Source organism: Pantoea sp. X-Soil-YNGN-775 (genome assembly GCF_059730575.1).
In genome coordinates this window covers 600,670-615,311 of record NZ_AP035946.1, presented here as the reverse complement: position 1 = coordinate 615,311, position 14,642 = coordinate 600,670, and the positions used below count along the sequence as shown (strand labels likewise).

The 14,642-nt window shown below is 57.9% G+C and carries 12 protein-coding genes; 8 read left to right on the top strand and 4 right to left on the bottom strand.

Annotation, left to right across the window (positions count from 1 at the left end; genetic code table 11):
• The first annotated feature begins 393 nt into the window (after positions 1-393).
• On the top strand, positions 394-2,037 hold the full coding sequence (locus AC6I8I_RS22790; protein ID WP_312056409.1) for a dihydroxyacetone kinase subunit DhaK: 1,644 nt from the start codon (positions 394-396) through the stop codon (positions 2,035-2,037).
• Positions 2,038-2,051: 14 nt separating this feature from the next.
• Here AC6I8I_RS22790 and AC6I8I_RS22785 read toward each other — a convergent pair whose 3' ends face one another.
• Entirely contained in the window at positions 2,052-2,930 is an 879-nt protein-coding gene (locus AC6I8I_RS22785; protein ID WP_312056411.1) for a LysR family transcriptional regulator, read from the bottom strand.
• 254 nt (positions 2,931-3,184) lie between these two features.
• Between AC6I8I_RS22785 and AC6I8I_RS22780 the strand changes: the two genes are divergently transcribed.
• Positions 3,185-3,733 (top strand): YbhB/YbcL family Raf kinase inhibitor-like protein, encoded by a 549-nt coding sequence (locus AC6I8I_RS22780; protein ID WP_312757661.1) that lies wholly within the window; start codon positions 3,185-3,187, stop codon positions 3,731-3,733.
• Positions 3,734-3,786: 53 nt separating this feature from the next.
• Here AC6I8I_RS22780 and AC6I8I_RS22775 read toward each other — a convergent pair whose 3' ends face one another.
• Positions 3,787-4,659, bottom strand: coding sequence for an alpha/beta fold hydrolase (locus tag AC6I8I_RS22775; protein ID WP_497828758.1), 873 nt, complete (start codon positions 4,657-4,659; stop codon positions 3,787-3,789).
• A 177-nt stretch (positions 4,660-4,836) separates the two neighbouring features.
• Between AC6I8I_RS22775 and AC6I8I_RS22770 the strand changes: the two genes are divergently transcribed.
• Positions 4,837-5,430 carry a CGNR zinc finger domain-containing protein gene (locus AC6I8I_RS22770; RefSeq protein WP_497828757.1) on the top strand — a complete coding sequence of 198 codons (594 nt, stop codon included), beginning with the start codon at positions 4,837-4,839 and terminating at the stop codon, positions 5,428-5,430.
• A gap of 48 nt (positions 5,431-5,478) precedes the next feature.
• Here AC6I8I_RS22770 and proP read toward each other — a convergent pair whose 3' ends face one another.
• Positions 5,479-6,945, bottom strand: coding sequence for a glycine betaine/L-proline transporter ProP (proP, locus tag AC6I8I_RS22765; protein ID WP_312056416.1), 1,467 nt, complete (start codon positions 6,943-6,945; stop codon positions 5,479-5,481).
• Positions 6,946-7,256: 311 nt separating this feature from the next.
• Entirely contained in the window at positions 7,257-8,435 is a 1,179-nt protein-coding gene (locus AC6I8I_RS22760) for an aminotransferase class I/II-fold pyridoxal phosphate-dependent enzyme (protein WP_312056418.1), read from the bottom strand.
• A 219-nt stretch (positions 8,436-8,654) separates the two neighbouring features.
• On the opposite strand from AC6I8I_RS22760, the gene AC6I8I_RS22755 reads away from it, so the two are divergent.
• The 5 genes from AC6I8I_RS22755 (at position 8,655) to AC6I8I_RS22735 (ending at position 14,623) form a co-directional block, all read left to right on the top strand.
• On the top strand, positions 8,655-9,467 hold the full coding sequence (locus tag AC6I8I_RS22755) for a MetQ/NlpA family ABC transporter substrate-binding protein (protein ID WP_312056419.1): 813 nt from the start codon (positions 8,655-8,657) through the stop codon (positions 9,465-9,467).
• Positions 9,464-10,489 (top strand): methionine ABC transporter ATP-binding protein, encoded by a 1,026-nt coding sequence (locus AC6I8I_RS22750; protein WP_312056420.1) that lies wholly within the window; start codon positions 9,464-9,466, stop codon positions 10,487-10,489. The genes AC6I8I_RS22755 and AC6I8I_RS22750 overlap by 4 nt, the downstream gene beginning before the upstream one ends.
• Positions 10,482-11,150: a methionine ABC transporter permease gene (locus tag AC6I8I_RS22745; protein ID WP_031377548.1), complete on the top strand. Its 669-nt coding sequence runs from the start codon at positions 10,482-10,484 to the stop codon at positions 11,148-11,150. Before AC6I8I_RS22750 ends, AC6I8I_RS22745 begins: the two co-directional genes overlap by 8 nt.
• Before the next feature lie 3 nt (positions 11,151-11,153).
• Positions 11,154-13,469 carry a molybdopterin-dependent oxidoreductase gene (locus AC6I8I_RS22740; protein ID WP_497828756.1) on the top strand — a complete coding sequence of 772 codons (2,316 nt, stop codon included), beginning with the start codon at positions 11,154-11,156 and terminating at the stop codon, positions 13,467-13,469.
• A 134-nt stretch (positions 13,470-13,603) separates the two neighbouring features.
• Positions 13,604-14,623: an isopenicillin N synthase family dioxygenase gene (locus AC6I8I_RS22735; protein ID WP_497828755.1), complete on the top strand. Its 1,020-nt coding sequence runs from the start codon at positions 13,604-13,606 to the stop codon at positions 14,621-14,623.
• Positions 14,624-14,642 lie beyond the last annotated feature (19 nt).

Genomic DNA, 14,642 nt, shown 5'->3' with positions numbered 1-14,642 from the left:
GAGAACGTTCGACGCGCCAGCCTCTGCAACCTGGCATCCTTTTCTCCTTCTTCAGGTGCAGCGAGCAGGCCCGCAGGCCCGGTGACGCGCAGATTGCGCATTGCAGGAAGGGTTATCCGGACTGCCTGGGTGACAGGATCAGGGTTACCAGCCGTCATTCAGTCGTCAGAATCTGCGTATCACGTCTCAGAACTCCACCAGAGCCGCCGGCAAAAACAACGGATTAAGCCCTAATCAGTTTGCCCCTCCTGCTAAGGCCCTGAACAGTGTGCAGATCGGTTGCCAGCCGAACTGTCTGATTTCTGCGTATAAAGCGGTGATATTCCCCACAGCGCCGCTTGCTGTGCAACACTTCGTGATGAGCAAACTGACCCCTTCAGAAGAGGAAAAGCCATGACCCGGTTCGTAATGAACAAAAAGGATGACCTTGTCGACAGCGCACTGGATGGCATGATCTATGCCAGTCCGTGGGAAAACCTGGTACGGCTGGCGGTTGCGCCACGGATCCGTATCGTGATGCGTAAGGACTGGAAAAAGCAGCAGGTTGCACTGATTTCCGGCGGCGGATCGGGCCATGAGCCAGCGCACGTCGGGTTTATCGGTAAAGGCATGCTGACGGCGGCGGTGTGCGGCGACGTATTCGCCTCGCCCAGCGTCGATGCGGTTTATAACGCTATCATCAACCTCACCGGAGACGCGGGCTGTCTGTTAATCGTCAAGAATTACACCGGTGATCGGCTCAACTTTGGTCTGGCGGCGGAGAAAGCGCGCAAGGCCGGCTTTAAGGTCAATATGGTGATCGTCGGCGATGATGTCGCGCTGCCGGAGAATCCCCAGCCGCGCGGCGTGGCCGGTACGCTGCTGGTGCATAAAGTCGCGGGTTTTGTCGCCGAGCGCGGTGACGATCTGGCGGCGGTAACCGCGGCGGCTGAATCAGCCAGCCAGGCGATCGCGACCATGGGCGTTGCGCTGTCGAGCTGCCATCTGCCCGATGAGCAGACCGCACAGCGGGTGCCGGAAGGCAGCGTCGAAATGGGACTGGGTATCCACGGTGAACCGGGCGTCGACGTGCTGAAAACCCAGAACAGCGAGCAAATCGTCCAGCTGCTGCTGGAAAAAGTGATGCAGAAGGGCGACCCGCAGCAGCCACGGGCGCTGCTGGTGAACAATCTGGGCGGCATGTCGGCGCTGGAGATGAGCCTGGTAACCCGCGATCTGATCGCCTCGCCGCTGAGCCAGCAGGTCGACTATCTGATTGGGCCTGCACCGCTGATGACGGCGCTGGATATGAAAGGTTTTTCGGTGACCAGCATGATCCTGACCCCGCTGTTTGAGCAGGCGATTTGCGCGCCGGTAGAAGTCTCTGGCTGGGTTAATGCCGTCAGGCTGAGCGCGCTGCAGCCGGTGACGGCCGAACAGCAGGTGACGGAACATCCGGCCACGCCGTCGGAAAACCCGGCGGTCGCCCGCAGAGTAAATATCATATGCGAAACCCTGATCGCCTGTGAAAGTGAGCTGAACCAGCTGGATGCGCAGGTGGGCGACGGCGATACCGGATCGACTTTCGCCGCCGGTGCCCGTCAGATCCAGCGCGAATGTGCCGACAACCAGCTACCGCTCAACGCGTTACCCGATCTGCTGGCGGTCACCGGTGAACGTCTGGCGACGGTGATGGGCGGTTCCAGCGGCGTGCTAATGGCGATCTTCTTTACTGCCGCGGCGCAGCAACTGGCAGCGGGCGAGGCGTTGCCCTCTGCCCTGCAACAGGGACTGGAGAAAATGAAGCAGTATGGCGGCGCGCAGCTGGGCGATCGTACCCTGATCGATGCGCTGCAACCGGCTATCGAGGCGATGGTTGCCGGCAAATCGCTGGCTGAGGTAGCGGAAGCGGCGCAGCAGGGCAGTGATGCCACCGCCAGCATGGGCCAGGCCAAAGCGGGACGATCGTCCTATCTCAACAGCGATAACCTCAACGGCGTGCCCGATCCGGGTGCGGTTGCGGTGGCGCGGGTGTTCGCCGCCCTGAGTCACGGTTAATCTGACAGGCGCGGTTACGCCAGCAATCGCGCCTGTAAAAAGGCCAGAAACTGACGGTTTACTTCGCTGCGCTGACGGTGCTGCGGGTAAACCGCATTCAGCGCCAGCGACGGCGGATGAAACGGCTCAAGCACCGTCACCAGTTCACCCCGCTGCAGCGCCGGACCAACAATAAATTCCGGCAGCAGCACCAGCCCTAAACCCGCCAGCGCCGCGTCACGTAATACTTCACCGTTATTGCTCACCATCGGTCCCTGTACCGCCAGCAGTTTACGTTTTCCACCGACCTGCAACTCCCAGCCATTCTGGCCTTCACGACCATAGCGCAGACAGGCGTGCTGCAGCAGCTCGTCCGGCTGTTGTGGCGTTCCGGCCCGGACTAAATAGGCCGGGCTGCCACAAATGACCCGCTTCAGTTCGCCTAACGGACGGGCAATCAGCGTGGAGTCGGCCAGCGCGCCGATGCGGATCGCCATATCAACCCCTTCGCCAATCACATCGACATAGCGATCGGCCAGTTCAATCTGGAACTGCAGCGCCGGATGCTGGCTGAGAAACTCGGCGATCAGCGGCGAAAGATGATTCATCCCGAATGACATCGGCAGGTTGATACGAAAGCTGCCGCGCAGGATCTGACGATGTTCCGATACCGCCAGCTCCGCTTCCTGAATGTCATCGAGAATGCGCTGGGCGTGCTGAGCAAACAGCGAACCGGCATCGGTTACTGACAGTTTGCGGGTGTTGCGAATCAGCAGCCGTGCGCCAAGCGACGCTTCCAGCGCGGCCATGCGGCGGCTTACATACTGCTTCGATAACATCAACTGGTCAGCCGCGGCGGTAAAGTTACCGGCATGAATGACGGCGACATAAATCCGAAGGTCTTCGATCTGCATAAGGTCTGCTTTCTGGTGACCCTGCGGCGCACGGTCACTGATAAGGGAGCACAAGCGTTAACTTATAACGATTAACGCGCCAAAGGACAACGTAGCGCTGCGGCATGCGGCTATTCGACTCGATAGCAGCGTTAAGGCCGTGAAAATTTTTAAAACCGTTATATTTAACAGGCAGCTTTAACCGGCAGCATTCGGCAGCGGACCGTTCATCTGCCGCAATTTACCCTGATACTGACCTTACAAAGGAGTGGCTGGTGAAGAAATTACTCTGTGCAATGGTGCTGGCAACGCTGCCTGCAACCACCCTGGCAGCATCCGTATTTACCCTGCAGTCCAGTGACTTCAGCGATAATGCGCTACTGGATAAAAAATTTGCCGGTGCGAATAAAAGTAATCCTTCCTGCACCGGTGAAAATATCTCACCGCAACTTAACTGGTCTGCCATGCCCGCCGGCACCCGCAGTCTGGCGCTGATGATCACCGATCCGGTCGGTGCCAAAGGGCTGGGGGTGACGCATATGGTGGCGTATAACATTGCGCCGACGCGCAGCGCCTTTGCGCAGGGCGAGCTGACGCAGGGCAAAGGCTATACCGGCGGCAAAAACACCCCCGGCACCGCGCATTACTATGGGCCGTGTCCACCGGCTGGCAGCGGTCTTCACCACTATAATTTTGTGTTGATCGCCACCGATCTGCCGGTGGGGCAGCTAAAAGCGGGATTAACCCAGAGCGAGCTGTTAAGCCAGCTGAAAGGACACGCACTGGGTGCCGCCAGCACCGTGGGCCGTTTCAGTAATGAATAACCCGGCATCAATCTGCTCCCGTAAGCGTGTTTGCCCTGCGGGAACAGCGGCGGTCACTCGGCGCTGAACATCTCGCGGATGCGCTGTGCGATGTAAGCGGTATGGGTTTCCAGCGCAAAATGGCCGCTCTCCAGCATCTCTACCACCGCCTGCGGATTATCCCGCTGCCAGGCCGCGGCGCCAGGTGGAATAAAGAACGGATCGTGCTTGCCCCATATCACCAGCGTCGGCAGCTGCTGCTGACGGAAGAAGGCCTGAAAGGCGGGATAGAGCGTCAGGTTGCTGGCGTAATCCAGAAACAGCGCCAGCTGAATCGCTTTATTGCCGGGGCGATCCATCAACAGCGTGTCGAGGGTATAACTCTCCGGCGCGATCAGCTGAGGATCGCTGACGCCATGCAGATATTGCCACTTAATGCCTTCCGGCGTCAGGATGGCATCGCGGATCACCTCGCCATTTGCCTCACTCGGATCGTCCCAGTAAGCACGCACCGGCGCCCAGGCGTCACCCAATCCTTCGAGATAAGCATTGCCGTTTTGTGAAATCAGCCCACTGACGCGCTCCGGATAGGCCAGCGCCAGTCGCAGCCCGGCAGGCGCACCGTAATCGAAAACATACATCGCATAGCGTTCCAGCCCCAGAGCATCCACCAGGGCAGTCAGCGTCTGGCCGAAGGCATCAAAGGACCAATGATAATTGCGTTCCGCAGGAACTTCGGTAAAGCCGAAGCCGGGCAGGTCGGGGGCAATAATGTGGAATTTATCGGCCAGTAGCGGAATCAAATCGCGGAACTGATGGGAGGAAGTGGGGAAGCCGTGCAGCAATAACAGGGCAGGCAATGCGGGATCGCCCGCTTCACGATAAAAAATATTAACGCCGTCGGCCTGCTGATAACGGTATGAGATCGGGTGCGGTTGAATCGACATAGCCTGCTCCTGTAACTGTTAAAATGAATTTTAGGGGTTACCTGTAGCTCATTATGCGCCAATCATGTAACCAGTAAAGATATATTTAACTGGTTACAACGGCGGTTTGTAACTGTTCAAAGGTAATTTTATCGGTTACATTAAGCGCAGATAAGGGGGTCGGGACAGGATAAAAAGATGGCGGACAAACAAGCATTCAACCCGCAGGGGCCGTGGTTTCTGGCCGATCATCCGGCGCTGGATTTCATCAATACACTGGCGATAGTTGATGGCCAGCCGCACGATTTCTGGCAAACCGATGGCGATGTCGAGGCGTGGCTGCAGCAGGCCAGGCTGGCACCGGATACGCCCCACGGCCGCTATGAAGCGGGTGCGCTGTTGCAGGCGGCGCGGCAGTTACGGCAGATCATTCGTGACGCGGTGCAGCAGCGTAAAGCGGGCGCTGCCGTTGACCCGCAGGCGCTGAATGGCTATCTCAGCGAGGCGGACAGCCATCTACAGTTGGTTAATGACGCTGAGGGTGTGCTGCAACTGCGGCAGATCTATGCGGATCGCACTGTGGCACAGCGGCTGGGACGGGTCGCGGAACAGGCCGCGAGGTTGCTGACCGAGGAAGATGTGAGCAGGATACGTGCCTGCGAACATCCGGCCTGTATCCTGTGGTTTTACGATCGTACCAAAGCGCATCGTCGTCGCTGGTGTAGCATGGCGCTGTGCGGAAACCGGGCTAAAGTGGCGCGGTTCAGGCAGCTGAACCCGGCGGGAAAGTAACGGACGGCAGATAAAAAAACACCCTGCAAAAGCAGGGTGTGGCTCAGGTTATTTAGCCGGTGCCGCCGTCGGCTTAGGGCGTTTACGCAGCTTATCAATCAGGCGCTGCGCTTCCGCTTTGGTTGCCACTGCGGGTGACGAACCGGTCAGCGGCTGGCGGGCGGTTTCACGCACCGTGAGGATAGTAATCAGACCAATCACCCCGGCACCCATCATGTAATAAGCGGGCATCATGTTGTTTTTGGTGGTATCCACCAGCCAGGCGGTGATCAGCGGCGTGGTGCCACCGAACAGCGAGACTGACAGGTTGAAACCGATCGCCAGTGCGCTGTAGCGAATGTCAGTGGTAAACAGCGCTGGCAGGGTAGAGGGCATGGTGCCGCTAAAGCAGGTGTGCAGCACGCCCAGAATCAGCAGTCCGCCGAATACTGCCCACATATTACCGGAACCGATCAGCATAAAGCTGGGGATCGCCAGCAGAATCAGACCGACCGCGCCAAAACCAATCACCGGACGACGGCCGATGCGGTCCGTCCAGCGTCCCCACAGCAGCGTCAGCGGCATCATCACGAACATCGCCACCATCACCAGCAGCAGGCCGCTCAGTTCAGGCAGACCCAGCACACCGGTCAGATAGCTCGGCATGTAGGAGGTCAGCATGTAGTTGGAGACGTTAAACAGCAGCACCAGGCCAATACATTTCAGCATCGGTCCGCGGTATTTGCTCAGCATCTGCATCAGCGTCAGACGCGGCTTGCTCTGCTCCAGCGCCTCCTGTTTTTCCATGTGCTGCTGGAATGCCGGCGTCTCTTCCAGTTTCAGACGGACGTACAGCCCGAACAGGCCGAGCGGCGCGGCGATAAAGAACGGTACGCGCCAGCCCCATGACATCATCGCTTCATTCGACATCAGGGTTGTCATCACCGTCACCAGGCTGGCGCCCAGCAGATAACCGCCGATGGTGCCAAACTCAAGGAAGCTGCCCATAAAACCACGACGTTTATCGGTGGAGTATTCGGCGATAAAGGTTGCCGCACCGCCATATTCACCGCCGGTGGAGAAGCCCTGAATCAGACGCGCCACCAGCAACAGGATCGGTGCCATGATACCTATCGACGAATACGCCGGGATCAGCCCGATACAGAAGGTGCCGATCGACATCATAATCATGGTCATCGCCAGCACTTTTTGTCGGCCGATTCGGTCGCCAAGCGGACCAAACACCAGACCACCAATCGGGCGCACCAGGAAGGCGGCGGCAAAGGTACCAAAGGTGGCGATCAGCTGAACCGCGTTATTGGCATCCGGGAAGAAAACTTTGCCGATAATCACGGCGAGATAGCTGTACACGCCAAAATCAAACCACTCCATCGCATTACCCAGCGCGGCAGCGCCAACGGCACGCTTCAGCATGTCGTTATCGATCACGGTAATGTCATCAACAGTCAGCTCTTTTTGCTTCCTGTTCCAGAAGTGCTTCTTTGGATGTTCAGACGATGAGTTTCTGGTGTCCATATTCTCCTCAAGTGCTTCAATAAAGGAGTCTTATAGCTTTCGCAGCCGCAAAATAATGTTCAGAAGAAACCGTGGAAATGAAAGCTATAAGAAGCCGAATAATGTTTAAGTGAAGCGGCAATTAACCGCAGCCGCCAAACCTTAGACCATTATTGTAAGTTATTGCAAGTTTTCGGGGGAAATAACCGCAATTCTTGACAAATACAGCACGCTGCACTTGTTCATCGGTGCTTACGCTTATCAATATTTTGTTACTGAATTGCCGATTTTATTATCAGCACGGCTGGCACTGATTATTATTGTCGGTCGCGTCAGCCAAATAATTTCAGCGCTGCAACACGATCGAGGGCGCGCATAATTAAATCCGTCTCTGCCGTCAGGCTGATGCGAATATAGTGCTGACCCGCCGGACCAAATCCTTCGCCAGGCGCGACCAGCAAATGTGCCTGCTCGAGTAGCAGGGCGGCAAACTGCTTGCCGGTCATGCCTGGCGGGGCCGCCAGCCAGAGGAAAAAAGTCCCCTGGGCGGCGCGTACCGGCCAGTGCAGGGCGGCCAGTTTAGCCAGCACCTGCACCCGCCGCTGATGCCAGCATTCGGTCAGCTGGGCGACCTGTTCAGACGGCAGTTCCAGCGCGGTGATGGCCGCATCCTGCACTGCGCCAAATACCGTGCTGTAACTGTGGGTGTGCAGCTTTTTAAACGCGGCGATAATCGAGGCATTGCCGACCGCAAAGCCGACCCGCCAGCCGGCCATCAGAAAGCTTTTCGACAGGGTATAAACCTCTACTCCCCAGGCTTTGGCGTCGGGTTGCGCCAGCAGGCTGATCGGCTGCTCGCCGCGCTGACTGCCGACGGTGGCATAGGCGAAGTCGTGCACCAGCGGAACGTGATGCTGGCGGGCGAACGCCAGCGCATCAGCAAACAGGTCGGGGGTCGCCAGCGCACCGGTCGGGTTATGTGGATAATTAAGCAGCAGCAGTCCGGCACGCGCCGCAATCTGCGGCGGGATGCGGCTGAAATCGGGCAGGAAAGCGTTGCGTTGCTCCAGCGGAATGCCATAAAAGTCGGCATTCGCCTGACGCGCCGCAGAGCGATAAAGCGGATAGCACGGATCGGTTGAAATCAGCACCTGGCCAGGATTGAGCAGGGCGCGCGGCAGGCCGGTGACCGCAATGTGCGACCCCTGAAACACCGCGATTTCGCTTTCAGCATCGAGCGTCACGCCATACTGGCGCTGATAAAAATCAGCAATCGCCTGGCGCAGGGCTGGCTTGCCCCAGAAAGAGGGATATTCATGATTATCAGGCTGCGTCACTGCCGTCTGCAGTGAGGCAATAATCGGCGGTGGCGTCGGCTGACGCGGGCTGCCTGACGAAAGATCGATTAACGGCAGGCGCGGATCATCCACCTGCGCTGCCTGCTTTTCTAACCGGCTGAAAAGGTTTTCCTCCAGCCCTGCTACCAGTTCTGATGCTGCAAACTCCGCCATACTATCCCCGCAAAATCGCCTGCTAAGCGGCAGAGCATGCCACAGCCGGGTGATTAATATTTAGCAGAAATAACGCTATCGATTGCCGTTAAATGAATTTCCAGCAGGCAACTATCGTTAGCATAAAAAAGCCAAAGCGACGGGCGGATTTTAACTATTCCTGGTTATCGCGGCTGTGATTAAATCGATTTTTCTCACAATAATGAATAAGGTTTTTTTATGCGCATCAGTGTTAAGGGAACGCTTTATTTACTGGCCGCCGCCGCAACGTTAATTTCTGCCGCCCAGGCAGCCGAAGAGAAAGTGATTCGGATTGGCTTTAATCCCGGCCCGTATAAAGAGCAGTTTGAACAGGGTGTCGCGCCCTGGTTAATTAAGCAGGGATATAAAATTGAATATAAAGATTTCAGCGATGGTATTCAGGTTAATGACGCGGTACACCGTGGGTCGATTGACGCCAACATCATGCAGCATCCGGTCTATCTCAAATCGGTGAATGACCGGCTCGGCATAGATAACGTCGGCATTGTTCAGGTGCCGACTCCGCCGATGGGGCTCTATTCTGAACGGGTTAAACAGCTGCCAACCCCGACGCCGGGCACCACCGTCTCGGTGCCTAATCAGCCCTCTAATGAATATCGCGCGGCGCTGCTGTTGCAGAGCATCGGCTGGCTGAAGATCAGCCCTGACAGCGACGCAGCGACCTTTTCACAGAAAAATATCAGCGACAATCCGTATAAAATCGTGCTGAAAGAGATGGACAACGCGCAGCAGGTACGGGCACTGCCAGACGTCGATTTTGGCGTGATTCAGGGAAATTTCGCCGTATCAAGCGGCATGAAACTGAGTTCAGCGCTGAAGCTGGAAGCGCCGACCAGCCAGTTTATTAACGTGGTGACGGTAGCCGGTAAAAATAAACAGGCGGCGTTTGCCCGCGATATTATTGCCGGTTATCACTCCCCGGAATTCAGGCAGTATATTGTCAGCCAGCCAAAATATAGCGGCTATCTGCTGCCAGACTATTTCAAATGAGTCAACCGGCTATTGTCTTCCGCCAGCTGAGCAAAACGTTCTCGCGCAATGGCGTTGAGGTTCGGGCACTGGATAACATCAACCTGACCATTAATCAGGGGGATATTTTCGGGGTGATTGGCACCAGCGGTGCGGGAAAAAGTACCCTGCTGCGAATGATTAATCATCTGGAAACGCCGACCGTGGGCACGGTTGAGGTGCAGGGTGAAGCGCTGCACGGCATCAGTAAATCGCGGTTAATCCAGGTTAAAAAGCAGATCGGCATGATCTTCCAGCACTTCAATTTACTGAATGCCAGAACGGTGTTTCACAATGTGGCTATCCCGCTGATTTTACAGGGACGGGATAAGGCTTTTATTCGCGCACGGGTCGACGAGCTGCTGGCGTTCGTCAACCTGAGTGACAAAGCCCACAGCTACCCGGATGAACTCTCCGGCGGCCAGAAGCAGCGCGTCGGGATTGCTCGCGCGCTGGCAACCAACCCGGCGATCCTGCTGTGTGACGAAGCCACCTCCGCGCTGGACCCGCAGACCACGGTTCAGATCCTGTTGCTGTTACAGGAGATCAACCAGCGTTACGGCATCACTATCGTTCTGATTACCCATGAAATGTCGGTGGTGCAGAAGATTTGCAACAGGGTGGCGGTGATGGCGCAGGGCCAGATTGCTGAACAGGGCGACGTGCTGGCGGTGTTTGCCGATCCGCAACAGCCGGTCAGCGCCAGTTTCGTGCAGTCAGTGATCCACGATCGTCTGCCACAGCAGACGCTGGCGCTGCTGAGCCAGCAGCCGAACCTGCAGTCGCTGCGGCTGGAGTTTGTCGGCAGCACCGCCCAGCAGCCGATTATTCATCGCCTGATCCGGCACTACGCGGTGGAGGTCAACATCCTGTTCGCCAATATGTCCGAAGTGCAGAGCACCATCCTCGGCTTCATGATCGTGCAGCTCAGCGGGGAACCGGCGCAGATCGCGGCGGCGAAGGATTTTCTGACGGAAACAGGAGTGAAAATCAGCCATGTCTGATCTGTTTGAAACGGCGGTGACCGGCGACCAGTTTCTGATCGCCTTGCAGGACACTCTGGTGATGGTCAGCGTATCGCTGGGGTTTGGCGCGCTGCTCGGCCTGCCGCTCGGCGTGATTCTGGTGATTTGCCGTCCCGGTGGCATCATGCCGCACCGGCTGGTGCATCAGATACTGAATCCGCTGGTGAACATTATCCGTTCGCTGCCGTTCATTATCCTGCTGATTACTATTCTGCCGCTGACGCGCCTGCTGGTGAATACCACCATCGGCACGGCCGGGGCGATCGTGCCGCTGGTGATTTTTATTGCGCCCTATATTTCGCGGCTGGTGGAGAGCGCGCTGCTGGAGGTGGATGAGGGCATTCTTGAATCCGCCAACGCCATGGGGGCCACCACGTTGCAGACCATCTGGTACTTCATGCTGCCGGAAGCCGCCTCGTCGCTGGTGCTTGCCCTGACCACCGCCACCATCGGATTGCTGGGTGCTACCGCTATGGCCGGAACGGTCGGCGGCGGCGGGATCGGGGATCTGGCCATCACCTACGGCTATCAGCGCTTTGATGCCTTTGCCACCATCACCACCGCGCTGGTGCTGATCGTTATCGTTCAGCTGTTACAAACCCTGGGGACGCGCCTGTCGCGTCGTATTCGCCGCGAGTAGCCGATGAAAAACAATGATTTAGCTGTGATGCACTGGGGCACCTATCACGTCACCACCGAACAGGGACGGCTGACGGCGGTCAGACCGGTGGCGTGGGATCGTAATCCTTCTTTGATCGGCCAGTCGCTGCCGGAGGCGGTACAAGGCAACAGCCGGGTAAAATATCCGGCGGTGCGGCTGGGTTATCTGCAGGGCAAGCCCGCGTCGCGCCAGTCGCGCGGCAAAGAGCCGTTTGTTGAGGTGAGCTGGGATCACGCGCTGCGGCTGGTGGCGGACGAGCTGGCACGGGTACGACAGCAGCACGGCAATCAGGCGATTTACGCCGGGTCATATGGCTGGTCGAGCGCCGGACGTTTTCATCATGCGCAGAGTCAGCTGCATCGCTTTTTTAACGGCTTTGGTGGCTATACTGCCAGTACCAACACTTACAGTATTGCCGCCGGTGAACGCACCTTGCCGCATATCCTCGGCGATCTGGACACTCTGCAACGTCAGCACACTCACTGGCCGGTGCTGGCGCAGCACTGTAAGCTGTTTGTGGCCATCGGCGGGCTGCCACTGCGTAATGCTCAGGTGAATGGCGGCGGAGCCAACGATCACGCGCTGGCGCACTGGCTGACCACGTTGCGCCGCAACGGCACCCGCTTTATCAATATCAGCCCGGTCAGAAACGATCTGTCGGCGGTAGCGGATGCGGAATGGCTGGCGATTCAGCCGGGTTCCGATACCGCCCTGTTGCTGGCGATAGGTCAGGTATTGATTGCCGAATCCCGTTACGACGCCCGCTTTGTTGCCCGCTGCACGGTGGGATTCGATCACTATGCCGCTTATCTGAGCGGCGCGCGGGATGGAGTGGTCAAATCGCCGGAATGGGCCGCGCCGCTGACCGGCCTGCCGGCGGCGCAGATCCGCCAGCTGGCACGGCAGATGGCGGAATGCAAAACAATGATCAATATTGCCTGGTCGGTGCAGCGTGCGCGGCAGGGCGAACAGGCTTTCTGGGCGGCGGTGGCCACTGCCGCGCTGCTGGGTCAGATTGGCACGCCGGGGGGCGGGCTGGGTTTTGGCTATGCTTCGACCAATCTGGCGGGGGCAGCACGGCGTCAGTTTTCCGGTCCGCGACTACCTGCCGGTCACAATCCGGTGCAGCAGAACATTCCGGTGGCGCGTATTGCTGACATGCTGCTGAACCCCGGCGGCGGCTACGCGTTTGATGGCCAGCAGCGGACCTATCCCGATATCCGCCTGGTCTACTGGGCGGGCGGCAACGTTTTCCATCACCATCAGGATCTCAATAAGCTGGTGCGCGCCTGGCAACAGCCGGAGACCATTATCGTGCATGAGCAGTTCTGGACCGCGCAGGCAAAGTTCGCCGATATTGTGCTGCCCGCCACCACCTCGCTGGAGCGCGAAGATATCGGCAGCGCCAGCAATGACGGTTTTATCATCGCCATGCCGCAGCATCTGGCACCGCTGGCGGCATCGCAGTCTGACTATGCGATTTTTGCCGCCCTGGCGCAGCGGCTTGGCTTCGCTGACCGCTTCACTGAAGGACGCGATGAACGGCAGTGGTTAGCGGAAATCTACGATCAGGCCCGACCCCGCGCCGCAGAGCAGGGCATCACGCTGCCCGACTTCGGGGCGTTCTGGGCGAGCGGCAAGCTGGAATATCCGTTACCCGACACGCCGCAGGTGCTGTTGCAGGCGTTTCGTGACGATCCTCAAGCGGCACCGCTAACCACCCCGTCAGGCCGGATTGAGCTGTTTTCGCAGACGGTCGCCGATTACGGTTACGCCGAAGCGCCGGGTTTCGCCTGGTGGGACCCGGATGAATATCAGGCGCAGCAGCAGGAGAAGCAGCAGTGGCCGTTGCATCTGCTCTCCAGCCAGCCGCGTACCCGACTGCACAGTCAGTACGATCATGGCCGCATTAGCCAGCAGACTAAGATTGCCGGACGCGAGCCGCTGTGGATGCATCCGGATGACGCCAGCCCGCGCGGCATTGGCGAAAACAGCATCGTGAAGGTGTTTAATACGCGCGGAGCGGTGCTGGCGGGCGTCCATCTGACGCGGGATATCCGGCCTGGTGTGGTGCAGATGTCGACCGGTGCCTGGTATGACCCGCTCGAGCAGGAGGGCGAGCTGCCGCTGGATAAACACGGCAATCCCAACGTGCTGACCCGCGATTGCGGCAGTTCACGGCTGGGGCAGGGATGCAGCGCCCAGACCTGCTTTGTCGACATCGCGCTTTATACCCAGCCACTGCCTGCTATTACCGCCTGGCAGCCGCCGGAGTTTGTTCACTGGCCGGAAGAATAATCACTGAATATTGAGCGGGTTAAGAATAATCGGGATATTCCCGCCGACTGAATATCGATAGCAGGATTAGTTGGTAGTTAAACACCCGCTGAACTGGCAAGGTTAATTCATTCCATGCCAACAGGGTGTCAATAATGAGTAAGATAGCGCCGTCAGAATTACCGATAATTGATTTCGCGTTATTGTCCGGTAATAAACAGCAGCAACAACAGTGTCTGGAAAAATTAGGCCAGGCAGCACGTGATGTCGGCTTCTTTTATTTAATTAATCACGGTATTGATGCTGAATTATTAAATGCGGTACAGCGCGTCGCCCGGGATTTTTTTGCGCTGCCCGAGCAGGAAAAATTATCGGTACAAATGGCCAGCTCGCCCCATTTCCGCGGCTATAACCTGGCCGGTGTGGAAATTACCCGGAGCCAGCCTGACTTCCGCGAACAGTTTGATATTGGTGCAGAACGCGAAGCTCTGCCGGTGACCGCCGATTCACCCGCCTGGCAGCGGATGCAGGGACCCAATCAGTGGCCCGCCGCGCAGCCCGAGCTGCAAACGGTGGTGACCCGCTGGCAGCAGGAGATGACCGCGGTTGCGCTGGAGCTGCTGCGGGCCTTTGCCGAGGCGCTGGATCTGCCGCGTCACGCCTTCGACAATCTGTATGGCGACTACCCCAACGAGCATATCAAGCTGATCCGCTATCCCGGCCGCACGGATGGCGAGTCACGCCAGGGCGTGGGTGCGCATAAAGATTCCGGTTTCCTGACGCTGCTGTTGCAGGACGATCAGCCGGGATTGCAGGTTGAGGTCACGCCTGACCACTGGATTGACGCCTCGCCGTTGCCAGGCGCTTTCGTGGTGAATATTGGTGAACTGCTGGAGCTGGCCACCAACGGCTATCTGCGCGCCACCGTACATCGGGTGGTGTCGCCTCAGCAGTCCAGCGAGCGGTTATCGATCGCCTTCTTCCTCGGCGCACAGCTTGATGCGGTGGTGCCGGTCTATCAGCTGCCGCCTTCACTGGCGCAACAGGCGCACGGACCGAGCAGCGATTCGCTAAATCCGCTGTTACGTGAAGTCGGCTGGAACTACCTCAAAGGGCGTTTACGTTCCCATCCTGAAGTCGCGCAGCGTTTTTATCCCGAACAACTTCAACACTAAAAATCCTAAGAGAAAAATG

Bases quoted from the DNA above. Each gene is read 5' to 3' on its own strand.
- AC6I8I_RS22790 (WP_312056409.1), top strand. From the start codon at position 394: ATGACCCGGTTCGTAATGAACAAAAAGGATGACCTTGTCGACAGCGCA.
- AC6I8I_RS22785 (WP_312056411.1), bottom strand. From the start codon at position 2,930: ATGCAGATCGAAGACCTTCGGATTTATGTCGCCGTCATTCATGCCGGT.
- AC6I8I_RS22775 (WP_497828758.1), bottom strand. From the start codon at position 4,659: ATGTCGATTCAACCGCACCCGATCTCATACCGTTATCAGCAGGCCGAC.
- AC6I8I_RS22770 (WP_497828757.1), top strand. From the start codon at position 4,837: ATGGCGGACAAACAAGCATTCAACCCGCAGGGGCCGTGGTTTCTGGCC.
- proP (WP_312056416.1), bottom strand. From the start codon at position 6,945: ATGGACACCAGAAACTCATCGTCTGAACATCCAAAGAAGCACTTCTGG.
- AC6I8I_RS22760 (WP_312056418.1), bottom strand. From the start codon at position 8,435: ATGGCGGAGTTTGCAGCATCAGAACTGGTAGCAGGGCTGGAGGAAAAC.
- AC6I8I_RS22755 (WP_312056419.1), top strand. From the start codon at position 8,655: ATGCGCATCAGTGTTAAGGGAACGCTTTATTTACTGGCCGCCGCCGCA.
- AC6I8I_RS22750 (WP_312056420.1), top strand. From the start codon at position 9,464: ATGAGTCAACCGGCTATTGTCTTCCGCCAGCTGAGCAAAACGTTCTCG.
- AC6I8I_RS22745 (WP_031377548.1), top strand. From the start codon at position 10,482: ATGTCTGATCTGTTTGAAACGGCGGTGACCGGCGACCAGTTTCTGATC.
- AC6I8I_RS22740 (WP_497828756.1), top strand. From the start codon at position 11,154: ATGAAAAACAATGATTTAGCTGTGATGCACTGGGGCACCTATCACGTC.
- AC6I8I_RS22735 (WP_497828755.1), top strand. From the start codon at position 13,604: ATGAGTAAGATAGCGCCGTCAGAATTACCGATAATTGATTTCGCGTTA.